The sequence below is a fragment of the Moraxella macacae 0408225 genome, from assembly GCF_000320365.1.
Lineage (GTDB): Bacteria > Pseudomonadota > Gammaproteobacteria > Pseudomonadales > Moraxellaceae > Faucicola > Faucicola macacae.
Map to the genome: position 1 here is coordinate 953,883 of NZ_ANIN01000001.1, position 16,045 is coordinate 969,927.

Consider the following 16,045-nt stretch of genomic DNA (forward strand, 5'->3'; position numbering starts at 1 on the left):
AAAGCAGTGTTTTTATGATAAATGGTTTGACGCGTTAAAATAAAACATGATGAGTAAGGAGAAAATTGTGAGAGTTATTGTCTGTGATGATGAACCATTGGCCCGTGAACGCCTAACGCGCATTGTTAAAGAAGAAGGTCATGAAGTCGTCGCACAAGCCGCCACAGGGATTGAAGCGATTATCCGTGCTAAAGAAACCTCGCCTGATATCGTATTGCTAGACATTCGTATGCCAGAAATGGACGGTATTCGCTGTGCCAAAGAATTGAATGAACTTGCTCAACCCCCTGCGATTATTTTTGTAACCGCGTATGATCATTATGCCATTTCAGCCTTTAAAGCCAATGCGATCGGTTATTTGTTAAAACCTACCAACAAAGAAGAATTGATCGATGCTTTATCGCGTGCTTCAACGTTAAACAACGCCCAGCTTAACGAAATTCGTCGCCTAGAAAACCCAACAGCACAGCTTAGCCGACAGCACATAGCCGCTCGCACGCACCGCGGTATTGAGTTAATTCCATTAAGCGACATTTATTATTTTACCGCCGACCAAAAATATGTACAAGTACGTCATAAAGGTGGCACGGTATTAATTGATGAAACCTTAAAAGAGCTTGAATCAGAATTTGGCAATTCATTTTTCCGTGTGCATCGTAATGCCTTGATAAATTTGGATTATGTAGAAATGTTAGAAGCGGTTGATCAAGGGCAATACCAAGTTAAATTCAAAAATATTGACGAACGTTTGGCGATCAGTCGCCGTCATTTGCCTGTCTTGCGTGATCGTGTGCAAACCATGTAAATGGTTAAGCAAGCACAAACAGTCAATTAATTAAATTAAATTAAATTAAATTAAATTAAATTAAATTAAATTAAATTAAATTAAATTAAATGATTAAATTGGTAAAATTAAATATCATTGCCTAAAACGGTTGCTTGCAATTTAGGCATTTTTTGTAACAATTGGAAGAATCATGCAAACCTTAAATATCGCTACTCGCCAATCACCTCTTGCTTTGTGGCAAGCTTTGCATATCAAAACAAGGCTTGAGGATTTATACCTAAATTTGAGCGTAAACCTTATACCCATGACCACCAAAGGTGATAAAATCCTAGACACCCCTTTGGCAAAAATTGGCGGTAAAGGCTTGTTTGTCAAAGAATTGGAGCAAGCACTTTTTGACAAAACCGCCGACATTGCTGTACATTCTTTAAAAGACGTGCCAATGCAGTTGCCAAAGGGTTTAACCCTTGGAGCGTATTGCGAGCGCGAACGGCCGACCGACGCTTTTGTATCCAATCATTTTAAACACATCAATGATTTGCCACATGGAGCAAAACTTGGCACCTCAAGCCTACGCCGTCAATGCCAAATTGCCAACTTTCGTCCGGATTTAGAGATTGTTAGCCTGCGTGGCAATGTTGGCACACGCTTGGCAAAACTGGATAATGGTGAGTATGATGCGATCATTTTGGCGACCAGCGGACTTATGCGCCTTGGACTTGATGGGCGAATTTGTCATGAATTGGATACAGATTTAAGCTTACCTGCGGTGGGACAAGGGGCGTTGGCAATTGAATGTCGTGCTGATGATAACGATGTGCTTGAGTTATTAAAACCACTCAATCACCAATCAACCAAAATTTGCGTGTTGGCAGAACGGGCGATGAATAATTATTTGCAAGGCGGTTGTCAAGTGCCGATCGCAGGTTTTGCCACAATCCAAAACGGTGAGCTTGTGTTAAATGGGCGTGTTGGCAGTGTAGAGGGCAAAATTTTGCTAAAAGCTGTGCATGCCACTGCTCTAATCAATGTCCTAAACGACGATAGCGACGATAAAAACGCACGGATTGCTAATGATGTTGGGGTGATTGTTGCAAAAAATTTGCTTGCACAAGGGGCGGATAAAATTTTAGATCAAATTTACCACAACGTTTAATTTGCCAATCAACACACGCATGATCTACACGCATGATTTTTATTAACACCCGCCCTTTGGATCGTGGCAACAACCTTAGCAGATTTTTAACATCTGATTTACAATCTTGTCATATCCAAGTGTTGGATTTGCCTTTGCTTGAGTTGGTGGCGTGCAAAATCCGTGCAATTGACAAACAAAAATTGGCAAATTTAGATCATTATCAATACATAGTGTTTGTCAGTGAAAGGGCGGTGAGTGAGTTTTTTAACCATGTTGCTAATTTTAACCATGTTGCCAAGCATAAGGTTGCCAAGCATAACATTGCTAGGTATAAGGCTATATTAAATGCAAATTGTATTGCGGTTGGACAAAAAACCGCCACTGCTTTTTGTGAGAGGTTTCAACAAAACTTTAATCACTTGCCAACGATTCTTACACCGAGCCAATGTAATTTGCCAGAAAATAACGAGGGTTTATTGCAGCTTGATGCGATAAAAAATTTACAAGCCAATACAAAAATTTTAATCATTAAAGGAAATAACGGCCGGACGTTATTAAAAAACACGCTACAGCAACGTGGTGTCATCGTAGATACGGTAGATGTTTACGAGCGGATTTTTCCGATAGCAAGCCAACAAATTTTTGCCAATTTTTATCAAAGTGCAGATTTTTGTCAAAACAAAGTGGTGCTAATCACCAGTATCACCGCTTGGCAATACTGGCAAAATCTTTTGACCAAATTTGATTTGGCAAACGCTGCAGCCAAGCAAGGTTTTGTATACCTTGTGCTACAAGCCAGAATTGCCAAAGTGTTAAAAGAGCAAGGCGTTTATAATGTGCATGTGGTAAACGATGTTAATCCAACAACCATTCAACAAAAGTTGCTAAGCCAACAAAACTACTAAGCCAACCAAACTACTAAGCCAACCAAACTACTAAGTCAAAAAAAATCATTAAATTTTTGTTAATTTTGTATTTGGCTAAAAGTTAAGATTTTGTGGTTTTATTCACCGCTTGTAGGGCGGTTTTTAGTCTTGCGACGGTTGCATCAACGTCTTTTAATTTATCCAGTCCAAACAAACCTACACGAAAAGTTTTAAAATCATCAGGTTCGCCAACTTTAAGCGGTACGCCACTGGCAATTTGTACGCCTTGTTGTAAAAAGGCCACGCCTTTATGAATGTCATCACGATCGGTGTAGCAAACGATCACGCCAAAAGCCTGATCATTTTTGTCGCAGATACTTTGGTAGCCGTGTTGTTCTAACAGTTCACGCACTTTTTCTCCAAGTTCGATTTGGGCGGATTTTAGTTTGGCAAAACCGATTTGTTTGGCTTCGTTTAGTGTATCGCGTAGGATTTTTAAGCTGTCGGTTGGCATGGTGGCGTGGTAAGCATGACCGCCGTTTTCAAAGGCTTGCATGATGTTTAACCATTGTTTTAGATCAAGGCTAAAACTGGTGCTAACCGTATTATCCAACGCACAAACCGCTTGTTTGCTTAGCATAACCAACCCTGCACAAGGCGTACTGGACCAGCCTTTTTGTGGAGCAGACAAAAGCACATCGATACCCAAATCCTGCATGTCAAGCCACACACAGCCTGATGCGATACCATCAATGACAAGCAAACCGCCAACTTTATGCACGGCATCGGCAAGGGTGCGAATATAATCGTCAGACAACATAATGCCCGAAGCGGTTTCAACGTGCGGTGCAAACACAATTTGTGGTTTTTGTTGGTGAATGATATCGGTAACTTCATCGATAGGGGTTGGGATAAAGATCGGTGTTTGTGGGTTTTGTTGGCAGGGTTTGGTTTTGGCGGTAATGACTGTGATGTCATCGCTGATTTTGTCTGTTTGTAAAATCTGTGTCCAACGATAACTAAACCAACCATGACGCAAAATCAAGCATTTTTTATCGGTTGCCAATTGTCTTGCTACCGCCTCCATAGCAAACGTTCCGCCACCTGGTATCATTGCCACAGCGTAGGCATGGTATACATCTTTTAGATTTTGCGACAAATCGTTCATGACTTGTTGGAATTGTTTTGACATATGATTTAATGCTCGGTCAGTATAAACCACCGAAAATTCTAATAAACCATCTGGATCGATATCAGAGCGTAAGGCGTGTTGCATTGTGGCTTCCTTGCTGTTGTGAATGAATAAAAACCAATCAAATAAAGCTAGCTTGCCACAGATTTTTGTTTTTTTCAATATAAATTTTCAATATAAATTTAAAAAATGTTTCAATAACGATGCATATAAGCTGGCAATAAGTTTTGTTTTAACAATTGCCAACTGGTAGGTTCGGTTATGGTTTGCCAAAAAATCTGATACGATGGGGCAAACAGGAGTAAAATTGCCAAAATCACATATAACAAAAAATAGTGGGTTTTTTGGTTGGTGTCAAAAAATTTCATCGCCGTGCCAAAGGATTTTTTTAAACGCAAACCAAACACATTGACACTATAAATTTCATCTAACAACAAATGTATCAAGGCTCCAAAAAATAAAAACCACCCCAAAAACCAACTAAACACCACCCCGTTTTTTAAGCCATAAAAACTTACATGCACAAGCATGACACTCAAAACTCCCATATACGGAATGGAATGCACGATACCGCGATGCCTTGTTAAGCTGCTAAACAACAAAAACACCCCCCAACGCATCATGCTATAACTAATCAGCCCTACTGCCAACAATTCAACAAAGGTTAAATAACCAATCCATAAAATGACCGCTCCAAATGCAGTCAATATAGAAAGCAGATTAAAGCCTACGCGTGCAGGCACGGCATGTGCCAGATCAATATCAGGCAACAATCCGCCAACCGTTCCTGTGATAGCGCACAAAAAAAACTCCAACGGCGAGAGCATGCCTGCTTTATATAAAACAAGGCTTGTTGTGCTGCTGATAATAAAAGCAGTGGTGATGTGCGTGTTAAAATTTGCCATATGGGTATGCTGATAAATGTTTTAGCCGATCAATCAAAAATTTTGCCTATGTTCATGATCTGGTTGGGATCAAATACCGCTTTTATGCCTTTTAGGTAGGCAATTTCATCACAACTGCGCGTATAATTTAAATACGCTTTTTTAGTCATACCCACGCCGTGTTCTGCTGAGATCGATCCGTTATATTTTTGCACTGTTTCAAATACGTATTGATTGACGATTTTGCATTTGTCAAAAAACTCATCTTTGGTTAAGTTGTTGGGTTTTAAAATGTTTAAATGCAAATTGCCATCGCCGATATGTCCAAACCAACACACTTCAAAATCAGGGTAATTATCCGCAACGATTTTATCAATTTCACTAATAAAATCAGGCACATGAGTGATTAACACGGACAAATCATTTTTATACGGCGTAAATACTGAAATGGTTTCTGAAATGGACTCGCGCAATTTCCAAAGCTCATTGGCTTGTGATAACGATTGACTCATCACGCCGTCGATAACAAAACCTTGCTCCATACAGTATTCAAATACCGCCATTGCCTCGTCCATAATCGGTTCATACGGCGCTTCAAATTCAAGCAAAGCATAAAACGCACAATCTGACTCAAACGGACGCACCACAGTGTTAGCGGCTAATAATTTAGTCATTGCCACTTGGTCAAAAAACTCAAACGCACTTAGATCAATTTTATGTTGAAAATTAGCCAAAATCTGCATAATATGACTAAATTTTTCTACGCCAAGCACCATAACGGTTAAGTTTTTTGGCGGACGTTCAAGTTTAATTTGGGCTTCGGTAACAATACCCAGCGTACCCTCTGCACCAATAAACAAATGACGCAAATCATAACCTGTGGCGTTTTTTAGCATGCCTTTATTAAGTTTTAAAATCTTACCATCTCCTGTTACCACAGTCAGGCCCAGCACCCAGTTTCTGGTCATACCGTAGCGGATAACCTTAATACCGCCTGCATTTGTGCTAATATTGCCACCAATTTGGCTTGATCCACTTGAGGCAAAATCCACCGGATAATACAGCCCTTGCTCTTGGGCAAAATGTTGCAAATTTTTGGTAACAACCCCAGCTTCCACTTCCACCATGCGATCCGATGGGTAAAAATTTAAAATTTTGTTCATTTTGTCAAGGCTAATTACCACCTCGCCTTTGCTTGCCACCGCTCCTGCCGAAAGTCCCGTGCGTCCGCCACTTGGCGTGATGACAAGTTGTAATTCATTGCACAGTTTGACGATTTGTTGCACTTGTTCGGTAGATTTTGGAAAAACAATCACGCACGGATTTGGTTCAAAATGCTTGGTTTGGTCTTTACCAAAAAACGTTAAATCATCAGCGTGGGTTTTGAATTGATTGGATACAAAGCCTAATTGGGTTAAGCGATTGATAAGGTTTTGGGCTTGGTTCATAAGGTGCTCCTTTTTTTGATTGTTTATTATAGTGCAAATTTTAATCTTTTGGTAAAATAAAAAATATTTACTGTTAAATACAAGTATTTTAATAAATCTTTTTGTTGTGTTTGTGTAAATTAAATTTGTTAAATGCTTTTAATTTTGTTACAATCCATTGACAATTTAATTTAATGCCTTGTAGTTTTTTATCGATTTTGTTATCTTTGTTATTATTAAGTTAAAACTAAATTAAGTTAAGATGTTAAGATTAAGTTAAGTTAAAAATGGAAAGGTAGCAATGGAAGCGTTGCATTTCGTTTACATGATGTTTTTATATGATGTTTTTATATATAAAAAAAGGATAAAAATAGGCTAAGCTAGAACTAACTTAAGCTAAAATTAAATTGTTGTGGTATTTTATTCAAAAACATTTATTAATCAAAACAAAAGGATAATCCTATGAACCAATTTAGCAAAAAACTTTTAACCCAAACTTTGGTGCTGGTGGCTTTCGGGGGGGGTTGACAGCTGCTTCCGCCGCTACATTCGCTCCTAATCTTCTGTTACCTGCTGCTGAAGCGGAAAGACGTGCTGCAGAAGATGCAAGCAGAGTGTCAAACCTTGCCGATTTATGGATTATCCAACAAGTAGACAAAAGATTTAACACAGCAAACGGTGAAATCAAAAAAGTAGCAGACAAAGCAGCAGACCAAGATAAAAAAGATAAAGAAGTGCGTGCTGCGGTGAAAAAAAGCATTGAATTTATCAATGCACACGAAGATAGACTGAACGTACACGAAACCAATATTTTGGGAGTTGTAGACAGACAAAACGCAACCGAGAGCAAACTTGCCACCGCGTTTCAAATCACTCAAAGAGAATTTGACAAAGCCAATGCCAACATCAAAACCAATAACGACAGCGTAAAAAACCTAAAAAAGAGCATTGACAGCACAAACGATGGATTAAAAAAAGTTGGCAATGTTGTGGCACAAAATAAAAAAGACATTGAACGTGCGGTTGAGTTGGTTGATAAAAAACAAAAAGCAACCGATGCTCACATAAAAGCAGAATTTGACAAAACCAATGCCAAGGTTCAGGCCAATAAAACCAAAACCGAAGCCAATGAAACAGCACTGAAAACCAACAAAACCGCTATTGACAAAAATACAGCTGGGGTTGCTGCAAACAAAGCGGCTATTGACAAATTGGTGCTTGACAACCCAACTCAACAAATCGGTCAGTTAAACAGTCGGGTTGATGCTTTAGATACGCGTGTCAATGCTTTTGAAACGCAACTAAACCAAAGCATGGCAACTCAAGCGGCGTTAAGTGGTTTATTCCAGCCTTATAATGTTGGTAAATTTAACCTATCGGCTGCTTACGGTGCTTATGGCAATCAAGGTGCAGTGGCACTTGGAGCAGGTTACCGTGCGACTGAAAAACTTGCGATTAAAGGTGGGGCTGCTGTTACCAGTGGCAAAAAATCCAAGGCAACTTATAACATTGCGGTTAACTATGAATTTTAATTGCGTGTAAGGATTGGTTTTAAATAACAAAAACGTCCTAATTGGGCGTTTTTGTTGTTTACTGTAAGTTTGTTTTGTGTTAGATTTTTATACAATATTTTTATACAATATTTTATTTTTATACAATTTGTTAATTTTAACGACGGTTTAAGACGGTTTAAATAGCAAAGTTAAATAATTTTTTATTCATAAGCCATTGACAAGGACAATTCATGACCGATTTATCACTTAGCAAAGACAAAATTCGCTTTTTAATGCTTGAGGGCTTGCATGACAATGCCTTTAAAGTTTTAGCGGATGCAGGCTATACCAATGTTGAAAACATCAAAACCGCCCTTGATGAAGCCGAACTGATTGAAAAAATCAAAGATGCCCACTTTATTGGCATACGTTCACGCACTCAATTAACACGCAAGGTGCTTGAAAAAGCCGAAAAACTTGTGGCAATTGGTTGTTTTTGTATTGGCACAAATCAGGTGGATTTAGATTGTGCCAGAGAACTTGGCATTCCAGTATTTAATGCCCCATATTCTAACACGCGTTCAGTGGCAGAATTGGTGATGGCTGAGATTATTATGCTTATGCGTGGCATTCCTGAAAAAAACGCGGTGGTGCATCGTGGTGGTTGGGGCAAATCCGCCACAAACAGTTATGAAGTGCGTGGCAAAACCCTTGGCATTGTTGGTTATGGATCTATTGGTTCACAGTTGTCGGTTCTTGCTGAAAACATGGGCATGAAAGTGATTTATCACGATGCAGTTACCAAATTGCCAATGGGCAATGCGCGCCAAGTGGCAAATTTAGATGAATTGTTGGCAAACAGTGATGTGGTAACCTTGCATGTTCCTGATCTGCCTGAAACGCGTGAGATGATTGGCAAACAACAACTTGCCAAAATGAAAGCAAAATCGCACCTAATTAACGCTGCGCGTGGCAAATGCGTGGTGATTGATGATTTGGCAGATGCGTTACAATCAGGGCATATTCTTGGTGCAGCCTTGGACGTTTTTCCAAAAGAGCCAAAATCAGCCGATGAAGAGTTTGAATCGCCACTGCGTGCTTTTGATAACGTGATTTTGACGCCACATATTGGTGGTTCAACCCAAGAAGCGCAGGCTAATATTGGCCTTGAGGTTGCAGAAAAATTCGTGCGTTATTCGGATATGGGTGATACGTTATCAGCGGTTAATTTTCCCAACGTTACCGTGCCCTTTAAAGACGGTACGCACCGTTTGTTGCACATTCACCAAAATGTACCGGGTGTGCTATCCCAAATTAACCTATCTTTTGCCAACGCAGGCATTAATATTTTGGCACAAAATATGATGACCGAGGGTGATGTTGGTTATCTTGTAATGGACGTGGACGATGGCGACTCTGCCAAAGCATTAGAACGCCTAAAAGCTGTGCCCGAGACGATTAAAGTGCGTGTGTTGTTTTAATTGACATCATTACAATTAACAGCATGTTTGTCAAAAAATTGTTAAAAAAGGATTGTGAAAAAGGCTTATTGTAACATCAATGGGTCTTTTTTGTGGAAAAATATCATGTCAAATTTTACGCAACACAGGCTTGTTTTGTTATCACGTGGCAGGCTTGAATTAACTTACCAAACAAAATCTGGCTATCAGCTTGATGATCTGCTCGGATTTGCTGAACGCATTAATCCAAAACGGGCATTTTTGTTTGTGTCAAAAGTGTTAGGTAGGCATATTCCTGTTGCACCAGATCAGATGAGATCGGCGTTTGAATGCCTTGCAGAACAAATTTGTGATAACTTACCTCAGCCAATTTTGGTATTTGGCATGGCAGAAACGGCGGTTGGATTGTCAGCAGGCGTGCACCAAACTTTACAGCGGCGTTATCCAAATGCGATTTTGTTAAATTCCACCCGTCATGCTCAAGCAGGCGATCTGTTAACAACGTTTCGCGAAGATCACAGCCATGCCAGTCAACACTTGATTTATCAAAGTGATGATTTGGCAATCAGGCAACAAATTTTGTCTGCAAAAACCTTGATTATGGTAGATGATGAAGCCTCTACAGGTAAAACTTGCCAAAATTTAGTCAATGCCTTGATACAAGCGGGGTTAAACCAGTTGGAGCAGGTGCATTTGGCAACATTGGTGGATTGGTCGCTTGGACAAGTTAGCAGCAATCCTTTTAGTCAACAGCGGTTTTTTCGTCATCATTTATTGGCAGGGCAATGGATTTGGACGGATACAGCACATAATCACAACATACAAATGCCTAATGTTGCCACAACAAAAGCAGGCAGCCAACCGTTATTACCAACGGGGAATTGGGGAAGAAAACCCACCCTAAACAGCACCGAATTTTTACCGAATTTATTAAAAAATTTGTATAAACAGTTAGAAAATATTGATAAATGTCATTTAAAGAGGGTGTTGGTGTTGGGCAGCAATGAGTTTGTGTGGTTGCCGTTTTTGTTGGCGGAGTGTTTGGCAGATGATTGGCAAATCAATGTAAAATTTGCAGCCTTGACCCGTTCACCAATTGCAATTGACAACCAAACAACCAACAACCAAACAACGAACAAGCAAGCAACCAACAGCCAAACCGCGGTAAAATCTGTATTAAGTTTTACCGATAATTATGGTTTAGGAATGACAAATTTTGTGTATAACGTCGATTTTGATGCGTGGGATTTGGTGATTTTGTGTATTGAAACACCGAGCGACAGTGTGGATAGCCTTTGGCAAAATTTGGCCGAGCAAGGCAAAGTGTTGATATTGGCAGAGGGCTAAAACTGGCATTGTTAAGAAACTTAATGAATGGTATTTGTTAAATTTTCTTGTTATACTTGTTTTAATTACTTATCTGTTTGTTAATGAGGATTGACAATCATGCAACTTATTTATATTCATGGGCTAAACAGCAGTCATTTGGCCGAAAAAGGACAATTGTTAAAAAGTTTTTGTGAAAAAAACTTCCCTGATATCCAGGTGCATTGTCCAAATTTGAATCATGCTCCTGATAAGGTTGTGCAAATTTTGACCGATTTAATTGCCAAAGACGCACAGACAGGCCTTGTTGGAAGTTCGCTTGGTGGTTATTTTGCTACTTTACTTGCCAATCAATATGACTGTAAGACTGTGCTGATTAATCCAAGCACAAATCCGGGCGAAAGTTTAACCCGTTTTTATGACGGTGATGTTAATGCTTTGGCTGATGATTTTGTCTTATATACCACGCCGTTGGGTTGGCAAATTACCAAGGCGGATTTGGATTGGTTAAAAACGCACCGCCCCAAGGTGGCTATTCACGCTGATAAATTTTTGGTGTTATTAAAAACCGGTGATGAAGTGTTGGATTATCGCAAGGCTGTTGATTTTTATAGTCAAAATCAGCACCAGTCGCATTTGGTGATAGAAGATGGGGGCGATCACAACATGAGTGATTTTGCGACAAAACTTGAGCAAGTGATCGCGTTTTTGTTTGGTAAGATGTTGAGTTAAAATTTTGCGACAGGCTTTTGAAAACTTAAGTGCAAAACTTAAGCGTGCATCAAAAAATCAACCTTGCAAAAAGCTTTTGGTAATTGAAAGCCACGCCGTCCGCGACTGCCCATAAAGGCTGTGATGTCATTGGGTTTTAAACCAAACGTGCGTTTGCCTGCTGTAATCACCAAATGATCGGTTTCGTTAAATGTTGTCAATGCCACCAAAGTTTCACCAGACTTTAGATCCATCAGTTTGTTGCCTTTGCCTTTTTTTAACATAGGCAATTCATCAAGCGGATAAACAAGTAAATAGCCCGATGAGTTGGCTACAGCAAACAGGGTGTCATTTTTACGGATTTTGTGGGTGAGTAAAGTGGCTTGTGCATCAAAATTAATCACCGCTTTACCGGCTTTTTGGGCGGTGTCAAGCGTGCCAAGTTGATTGATAAAGCCATAGCCTTGGGTGCTTGCCAACACGATTTTATCATCGTCTAAGCCTGTTAAGACTTGTAAAAAACTTGCCCCACTTGGTGGTTTTAATAGGCTTGTCAATGGTTCGCCTTGACCGCGTGCGGAGGGTAAATTGTGTGCATCCAATTTGTAGCTGCGTCCTGTTGAATCTAACAGATACACTTTATCGCTTGATTTGGCGTGGGTGTGGGTTAGATATGTATCGCCTGAACGATAACTCATGTTGCCAGGATCGATGTGTCCTTTGGCAGATCGGATAAAACCTGCTTTGGATAAGATGATGGTAACAGGCTCGCTTGGGGTTAAATCACTGTCAGTCAAGGCAACTGCAGTCTTACGTTCAACAAGTGGTGATTTTCTTTTGTCGCCGTGTGCTTTCATGTCAAAGGTCAGTTCATCAATTAAAAGCGTTGTTAAGGCATTGGGATTGTTTAGATAATTTTCAATCTGATCTTTTTGGGTGGTTAAGTCAGATTGTTCGGCTTTGAGTTCGATTTCTTCTAGTTTGGCTAATTGGCGTAAACGCAGATCTAAAATTGCGTTGGCTTGAATGTCGGTTAAATCAAATTTTGCCATCAGCTGGGTTTTTGGGTTGTCATCTTCGCGAATGATGTCAATCACCTCATCAAGGTTTAAATAAGCGATTAACAACCCTGCAATGATGTGCAAACGCTCATTAATTTTCACCAAACGATAATTTAAACGACGCACAACGGTTTGACGCCGAACCGATAGCCATTCGGTTAAAATGGTTTTGAGTGATTTTACTTGTGGTTTGCCATTGACACCAATCATGTTTAAATTTACGCGAAAACTGGTTTCAAGATCGGTAACAGCAAACAAATGCCCCATGACCATATCCGTATCCACACGGTTTGAGCGAAGTTCTAGTACAATTCGGCATGGATTTTGGTGATCGGATTCATCATGAATGTCTACAACCCATGGCAATTTTTTGCCAATCATTAGGTTTGCAATTTGTTCGATCACTTTTTTGCCCGCCACTTGATAGGGTAGGGCATCAATGATCACAAGGTTTTTTTCTTTTTCGTCAAGGTGGTAAGTGGCTCGCATTTTGTAACTACCGCGTCCTGTGGTGTACATTTGTAACAAATCATCGGCCGATGAAATGATCTCAGCACAGGTTGGTAAATCAGGAGCTGGAATGTATTTAAGCAATTGTTTATCACAAAGTGTGGGGTTTTTTAATAAAGCAATGCAGCCTTTTACCACTTCGGTTAAATTGTGTGGAGGAATGTCGGTTGCCATACCAACGGCAATGCCTGTTGTGCCATTTAGCAAAATATTTGGCAAGCGAGCGGGTAAGGTAATCGGTTCGTTTAGTGTGCCATCAAAATTGTCATGCCAATCCACTGTGCCTTGTCCAAGTTCGGTGAGTAATGTATTGGCATAATTGGATAATTTGGCTTCGGTATAACGCATGGCTGCAAAGGATTTTGGATCGTCGGGAGAGCCAAAATTGCCCTGGCCGTCAATAAGTGGATAGCGATAACTAAACGGTTGACTCATCAAAACCATTGCTTCATAACAAGCAGAATCGCCGTGTGGGTGATATTTGCCAATAACGTCGCCTATGGTGCGTGCTGATTTTTTGGGTTTGGCGGTGTTTTTTAGGCCAAGCTCACTCATTGCATAGACGATACGGCGTTGCACAGGTTTTAGGCCGTCCGCTATGTTGGGTAAAGCTCTGTCCATGATGACGTACATGGCATAATTTAGGTAGGCTTGCTCGGTAAATTCGGCAACCGATCTGGTCTGTAAGTCGTGAATGGGCTTGGTCATAATCTCTCTGGTAGGTTTTAAATACTGGTAACAACACCAATAACAATGCTAACAACAAACAATGCTAACAACAAACAATGCTAACAACAAACAATGCTAACAACAAACAATGCTAACAACAATGCTAATACGAATAAAAATATGATGGCTATGATACCCAATAATTTAAAAAAAACAAGCAAATTCTGTTTTGTTTGTGGCTTTGTTTGTGGTTTTGTTTTTAGGCTTTGTGCTTTTGATCGATCCGCTGCTTTTGCCAAAGATCCACCGCTTGCATAAGAATATCGGAGCGCGAAAGGCCAGTTGTTTTTGACAGATCCGCCGGATTGTCAATAAACGCCACTGGGAATTTATAACTTGCAACTTTAACACCGCGTTTTTATCCGAATCGGCTTGAATTTGTGCTTTGGTTTTTGGGTTGTGATTTTTGGCATTTTATCTATCCTTTTTGTATTAATATGGGGGATTTAGGCAGAAGGTGCATATCAGCTTCAAGACTTGCGTGAATTTGCACCTTGGCTGGCTAAATGCGAAAAAATAATTTGAAAAAATAAAAACAATAAGACTGGCAAAAAACCAGTCTTTTTTAATAAATTTTCAATAAACCGCCAAAAAAACTTAGCCTTTATAGGCATACGCAGGATCGGCGGCCGCGGTAAACAACACGTCGGTTGATGAGTTTAAGGCAGTTTCTACTGAATCTTGTACCACGCCGATGATAAAACCAATTGCCACCACTTGCATTGCAATGTCGTCAGGAATGTTTAAAAAACTACACGCCAATGGAATAAGGAGCAACGAGCCACCTGCCACACCTGATGCACCGCACGCTCCCAAACTTGCTACAATCGCCAACAACAACGCCGATACAAAATCCACATTCATGCCTAAAGTATGGGCAGCTGATAATGCCATAACGTTAATGGTGATAGCAGCTCCTGCCATATTCATAATTGCACCAAGCGGAATAGCAACCGAATAAGTGTCCTTGTGTAGCCCCAGTTTGGCTGCCAAATTCATATTCACAGGAATGTTGGCCGCTGATGAGCGGGTAAAAAATGCAGTAATGCCACTTTCGCGCAAGCAGGTAAAGACAAGCGGATAGGGGTTTTTGCGAGTTTTGACAAACACAATCAACGGATTGATCACCAAGGCAATAAACAGCATTGAACCAACCAATACCATTAATATTTTACCATAGCTTAACAAACCTTGAATGCCTGTTTCAGCAACCGTTTGACCGACCAAACCAAACACACCAAATGGGGCAAACCAAATAACCCATTTTACCACGTTTGATACCGCCTCCGATGCATCGCTAATCACTTGTTTGGTTTTTTCTGATGCTTGGCGCAATGCCAATCCCAGTAAAATCGCCCATGTCAATACACCCATGTAGTTGGCCTCTGCCATGGATTTGATAGGATTGCTTACCATATTGTTAAGCAAAGTTGTCAATACTTGTGCAAGGCTTGACGGCGGCGTTTGGCTAATTTCACCAGTTACCAAAGTCAATGTGGTCGGAAACAGCATGCTTGCTACCACGGCTGTCAATGCAGCCAAAAATGTGCCAATCAAGTACAATATGATAATGGGGCGTATGTTTGCTTGTGTGTCAATTTGGTGCTGGGATAACGACGAAATAATCAACACAAATACCAACAACGGTGCAATTGCCTTTAAAGCACCAACAAAAATTGATCCAAAAATACTGATAAAACCTACACTACCAGGCATGATGCCGCCGACAATTGCACCGGCTGCCAAACCAATAATAATCAACGGCACAAGTCCTATACGTTGATATGCTTGCCACAGTCCTTTCATAATCACCTCAAAATTGTGAAATACACAAAATTATTTTTGCAAAAATTGCGAAACGTTTACCAAAAGTTTCATTTTCATGCCTAACTGATAACCTGACAAATGAATGTTTTGTAACACTTTTTTAACACAATCAAAACAAATTATCAAAGAAAAAATTGTAAACAAACACAAAATTTTTAGCGAATATGAAATGTTTGTAAGGTGATGTGGGTTAAAGTTGTATTGACAGAATTTTGTTGGTTTATTTGTTGGGTATATTGTTGGTATTGGCGGTATTTTTGTCGTCCTTGTTCGATTTTTGCAGGATTTGGGTCAATAATTTCTAGCAGTTTTTCGAAATTGCTGTGCAGCAATGCCTTGGCGGTAAGGTTGATTAAAATACCGTCAAATTGGTTGGCAAAATCTTGCCTATCGCTGATTAACACAGGTGGTGTATGTCGGTTTGTAGTGTCCGTTTGGTAAATTTCGTGGGCGATAAACGCAGTCGGATCCATTGTCCAAAGCCTGTCATCAAGCATGGTTAATTCTGTGCTGTCTGCAAAAATCAGAACATTGCTGCTGCTTTTTTTGAGAATGGTTTGTACCAATTGACAAACAAATGTCATCAATTGGTGTTGTGGAGACAAAATATAAAAGTTAACTTGCATGGTGTTTT

General features: G+C 40.0%; 14 protein-coding genes. 7 read left to right on the plus strand and 7 right to left on the minus strand.

Going from position 1 to position 16,045, the window contains the following annotated elements; genetic code table 11:
• Positions 1-67 precede the first annotated feature (67 nt).
• From MOMA_RS04350 to MOMA_RS04360, 3 genes are all read left to right on the plus strand, one after another.
• Positions 68-805 carry a LytR/AlgR family response regulator transcription factor gene (locus tag MOMA_RS04350; protein ID WP_009767396.1) on the plus strand — a complete coding sequence of 246 codons (738 nt, stop codon included), beginning with the start codon at positions 68-70 and terminating at the stop codon, positions 803-805.
• A gap of 172 nt (positions 806-977) precedes the next feature.
• Positions 978-1,943 carry a hydroxymethylbilane synthase gene (hemC, locus tag MOMA_RS04355; protein WP_009767397.1) on the plus strand — a complete coding sequence of 322 codons (966 nt, stop codon included), beginning with the start codon at positions 978-980 and terminating at the stop codon, positions 1,941-1,943.
• A gap of 32 nt (positions 1,944-1,975) precedes the next feature.
• The gene (locus MOMA_RS04360; RefSeq protein ID WP_009767398.1) at positions 1,976-2,830 is read left to right on the plus strand and encodes a uroporphyrinogen-III synthase; all 855 of its coding nucleotides are present in this window, start codon (positions 1,976-1,978) and stop codon (positions 2,828-2,830) included.
• Positions 2,831-2,912: 82 nt separating this feature from the next.
• On the opposite strand, the gene MOMA_RS04365 is transcribed toward MOMA_RS04360, so the two are convergent.
• The 3 genes from MOMA_RS04365 to MOMA_RS04375 all read right to left on the minus strand — a co-directional run bounded on the left by MOMA_RS04365 (position 2,913) and on the right by MOMA_RS04375 (position 6,315).
• Positions 2,913-4,067 (minus strand): aminotransferase class V-fold PLP-dependent enzyme, encoded by a 1,155-nt coding sequence (locus MOMA_RS04365; protein WP_009767399.1) that lies wholly within the window; start codon positions 4,065-4,067, stop codon positions 2,913-2,915.
• Positions 4,068-4,177: 110 nt separating this feature from the next.
• A complete protein-coding gene (locus tag MOMA_RS04370; protein ID WP_009767400.1) occupies positions 4,178-4,888 on the minus strand; it encodes a metal-dependent hydrolase in 711 nt (236 codons plus the stop codon).
• A 29-nt stretch (positions 4,889-4,917) separates the two neighbouring features.
• The gene (locus MOMA_RS04375) at positions 4,918-6,315 is read right to left on the minus strand and encodes an FAD-binding oxidoreductase (protein ID WP_009767401.1); all 1,398 of its coding nucleotides are present in this window, start codon (positions 6,313-6,315) and stop codon (positions 4,918-4,920) included.
• A gap of 503 nt (positions 6,316-6,818) precedes the next feature.
• Here MOMA_RS04375 and MOMA_RS09550 point away from each other — a divergent pair.
• From MOMA_RS09550 to MOMA_RS04395, 4 genes are all read left to right on the plus strand, one after another.
• The gene (locus MOMA_RS09550; protein ID WP_152411764.1) at positions 6,819-7,826 is read left to right on the plus strand and encodes a YadA C-terminal domain-containing protein; all 1,008 of its coding nucleotides are present in this window, start codon (positions 6,819-6,821) and stop codon (positions 7,824-7,826) included.
• A gap of 212 nt (positions 7,827-8,038) precedes the next feature.
• Positions 8,039-9,268, plus strand: a complete 1,230-nt coding sequence (gene serA / locus MOMA_RS04385) for a phosphoglycerate dehydrogenase (protein ID WP_009767403.1) — start codon at positions 8,039-8,041, stop codon at positions 9,266-9,268.
• 105 nt (positions 9,269-9,373) lie between these two features.
• The gene (locus MOMA_RS04390) at positions 9,374-10,594 is read left to right on the plus strand and encodes a phosphoribosyltransferase domain-containing protein (RefSeq protein WP_009767404.1); all 1,221 of its coding nucleotides are present in this window, start codon (positions 9,374-9,376) and stop codon (positions 10,592-10,594) included.
• 99 nt (positions 10,595-10,693) lie between these two features.
• Positions 10,694-11,305: a YqiA/YcfP family alpha/beta fold hydrolase gene (locus MOMA_RS04395; RefSeq protein ID WP_009767405.1), complete on the plus strand. Its 612-nt coding sequence runs from the start codon at positions 10,694-10,696 to the stop codon at positions 11,303-11,305.
• Between the two features lie 38 nt (positions 11,306-11,343).
• On the opposite strand, the gene parC is transcribed toward MOMA_RS04395, so the two are convergent.
• The 4 genes from parC to MOMA_RS04415 form a co-directional block, all read right to left on the minus strand.
• Entirely contained in the window at positions 11,344-13,563 is a 2,220-nt protein-coding gene (gene parC, locus MOMA_RS04400; RefSeq protein WP_009767406.1) for a DNA topoisomerase IV subunit A, read from the minus strand.
• A gap of 220 nt (positions 13,564-13,783) precedes the next feature.
• Positions 13,784-13,906: a hypothetical protein gene (locus tag MOMA_RS10040; RefSeq protein ID WP_264622226.1), complete on the minus strand. Its 123-nt coding sequence runs from the start codon at positions 13,904-13,906 to the stop codon at positions 13,784-13,786.
• Positions 13,907-14,181: 275 nt separating this feature from the next.
• On the minus strand, positions 14,182-15,390 hold the full coding sequence (sstT, locus tag MOMA_RS04410) for a serine/threonine transporter SstT (RefSeq protein ID WP_009767407.1): 1,209 nt from the start codon (positions 15,388-15,390) through the stop codon (positions 14,182-14,184).
• A gap of 176 nt (positions 15,391-15,566) precedes the next feature.
• Positions 15,567-16,037 carry a DNA polymerase III subunit chi gene (locus MOMA_RS04415; RefSeq protein ID WP_009767408.1) on the minus strand — a complete coding sequence of 157 codons (471 nt, stop codon included), beginning with the start codon at positions 16,035-16,037 and terminating at the stop codon, positions 15,567-15,569.
• Positions 16,038-16,045 lie beyond the last annotated feature (8 nt).

Excerpts from the sequence above, each read along its gene's own strand:
- hemC (WP_009767397.1), top strand. The coding sequence starts at position 978 with ATGCAAACCTTAAATATCGCTACTCGCCAATCACCTCTTGCTTTGTGG.
- MOMA_RS04360 (WP_009767398.1), top strand. The coding sequence starts at position 1,976 with ATGATTTTTATTAACACCCGCCCTTTGGATCGTGGCAACAACCTTAGC.
- MOMA_RS04365 (WP_009767399.1), bottom strand. The coding sequence starts at position 4,067 with ATGCAACACGCCTTACGCTCTGATATCGATCCAGATGGTTTATTAGAA.
- MOMA_RS04370 (WP_009767400.1), bottom strand. The coding sequence starts at position 4,888 with ATGGCAAATTTTAACACGCACATCACCACTGCTTTTATTATCAGCAGC.
- MOMA_RS04375 (WP_009767401.1), bottom strand. The coding sequence starts at position 6,315 with ATGAACCAAGCCCAAAACCTTATCAATCGCTTAACCCAATTAGGCTTT.
- serA (WP_009767403.1), top strand. The coding sequence starts at position 8,039 with ATGACCGATTTATCACTTAGCAAAGACAAAATTCGCTTTTTAATGCTT.
- MOMA_RS04390 (WP_009767404.1), top strand. The coding sequence starts at position 9,374 with ATGTCAAATTTTACGCAACACAGGCTTGTTTTGTTATCACGTGGCAGG.
- MOMA_RS04395 (WP_009767405.1), top strand. The coding sequence starts at position 10,694 with ATGCAACTTATTTATATTCATGGGCTAAACAGCAGTCATTTGGCCGAA.
- parC (WP_009767406.1), bottom strand. The coding sequence starts at position 13,563 with ATGACCAAGCCCATTCACGACTTACAGACCAGATCGGTTGCCGAATTT.
- sstT (WP_009767407.1), bottom strand. The coding sequence starts at position 15,390 with ATGAAAGGACTGTGGCAAGCATATCAACGTATAGGACTTGTGCCGTTG.
- MOMA_RS04415 (WP_009767408.1), bottom strand. The coding sequence starts at position 16,037 with ATGCAAGTTAACTTTTATATTTTGTCTCCACAACACCAATTGATGACA.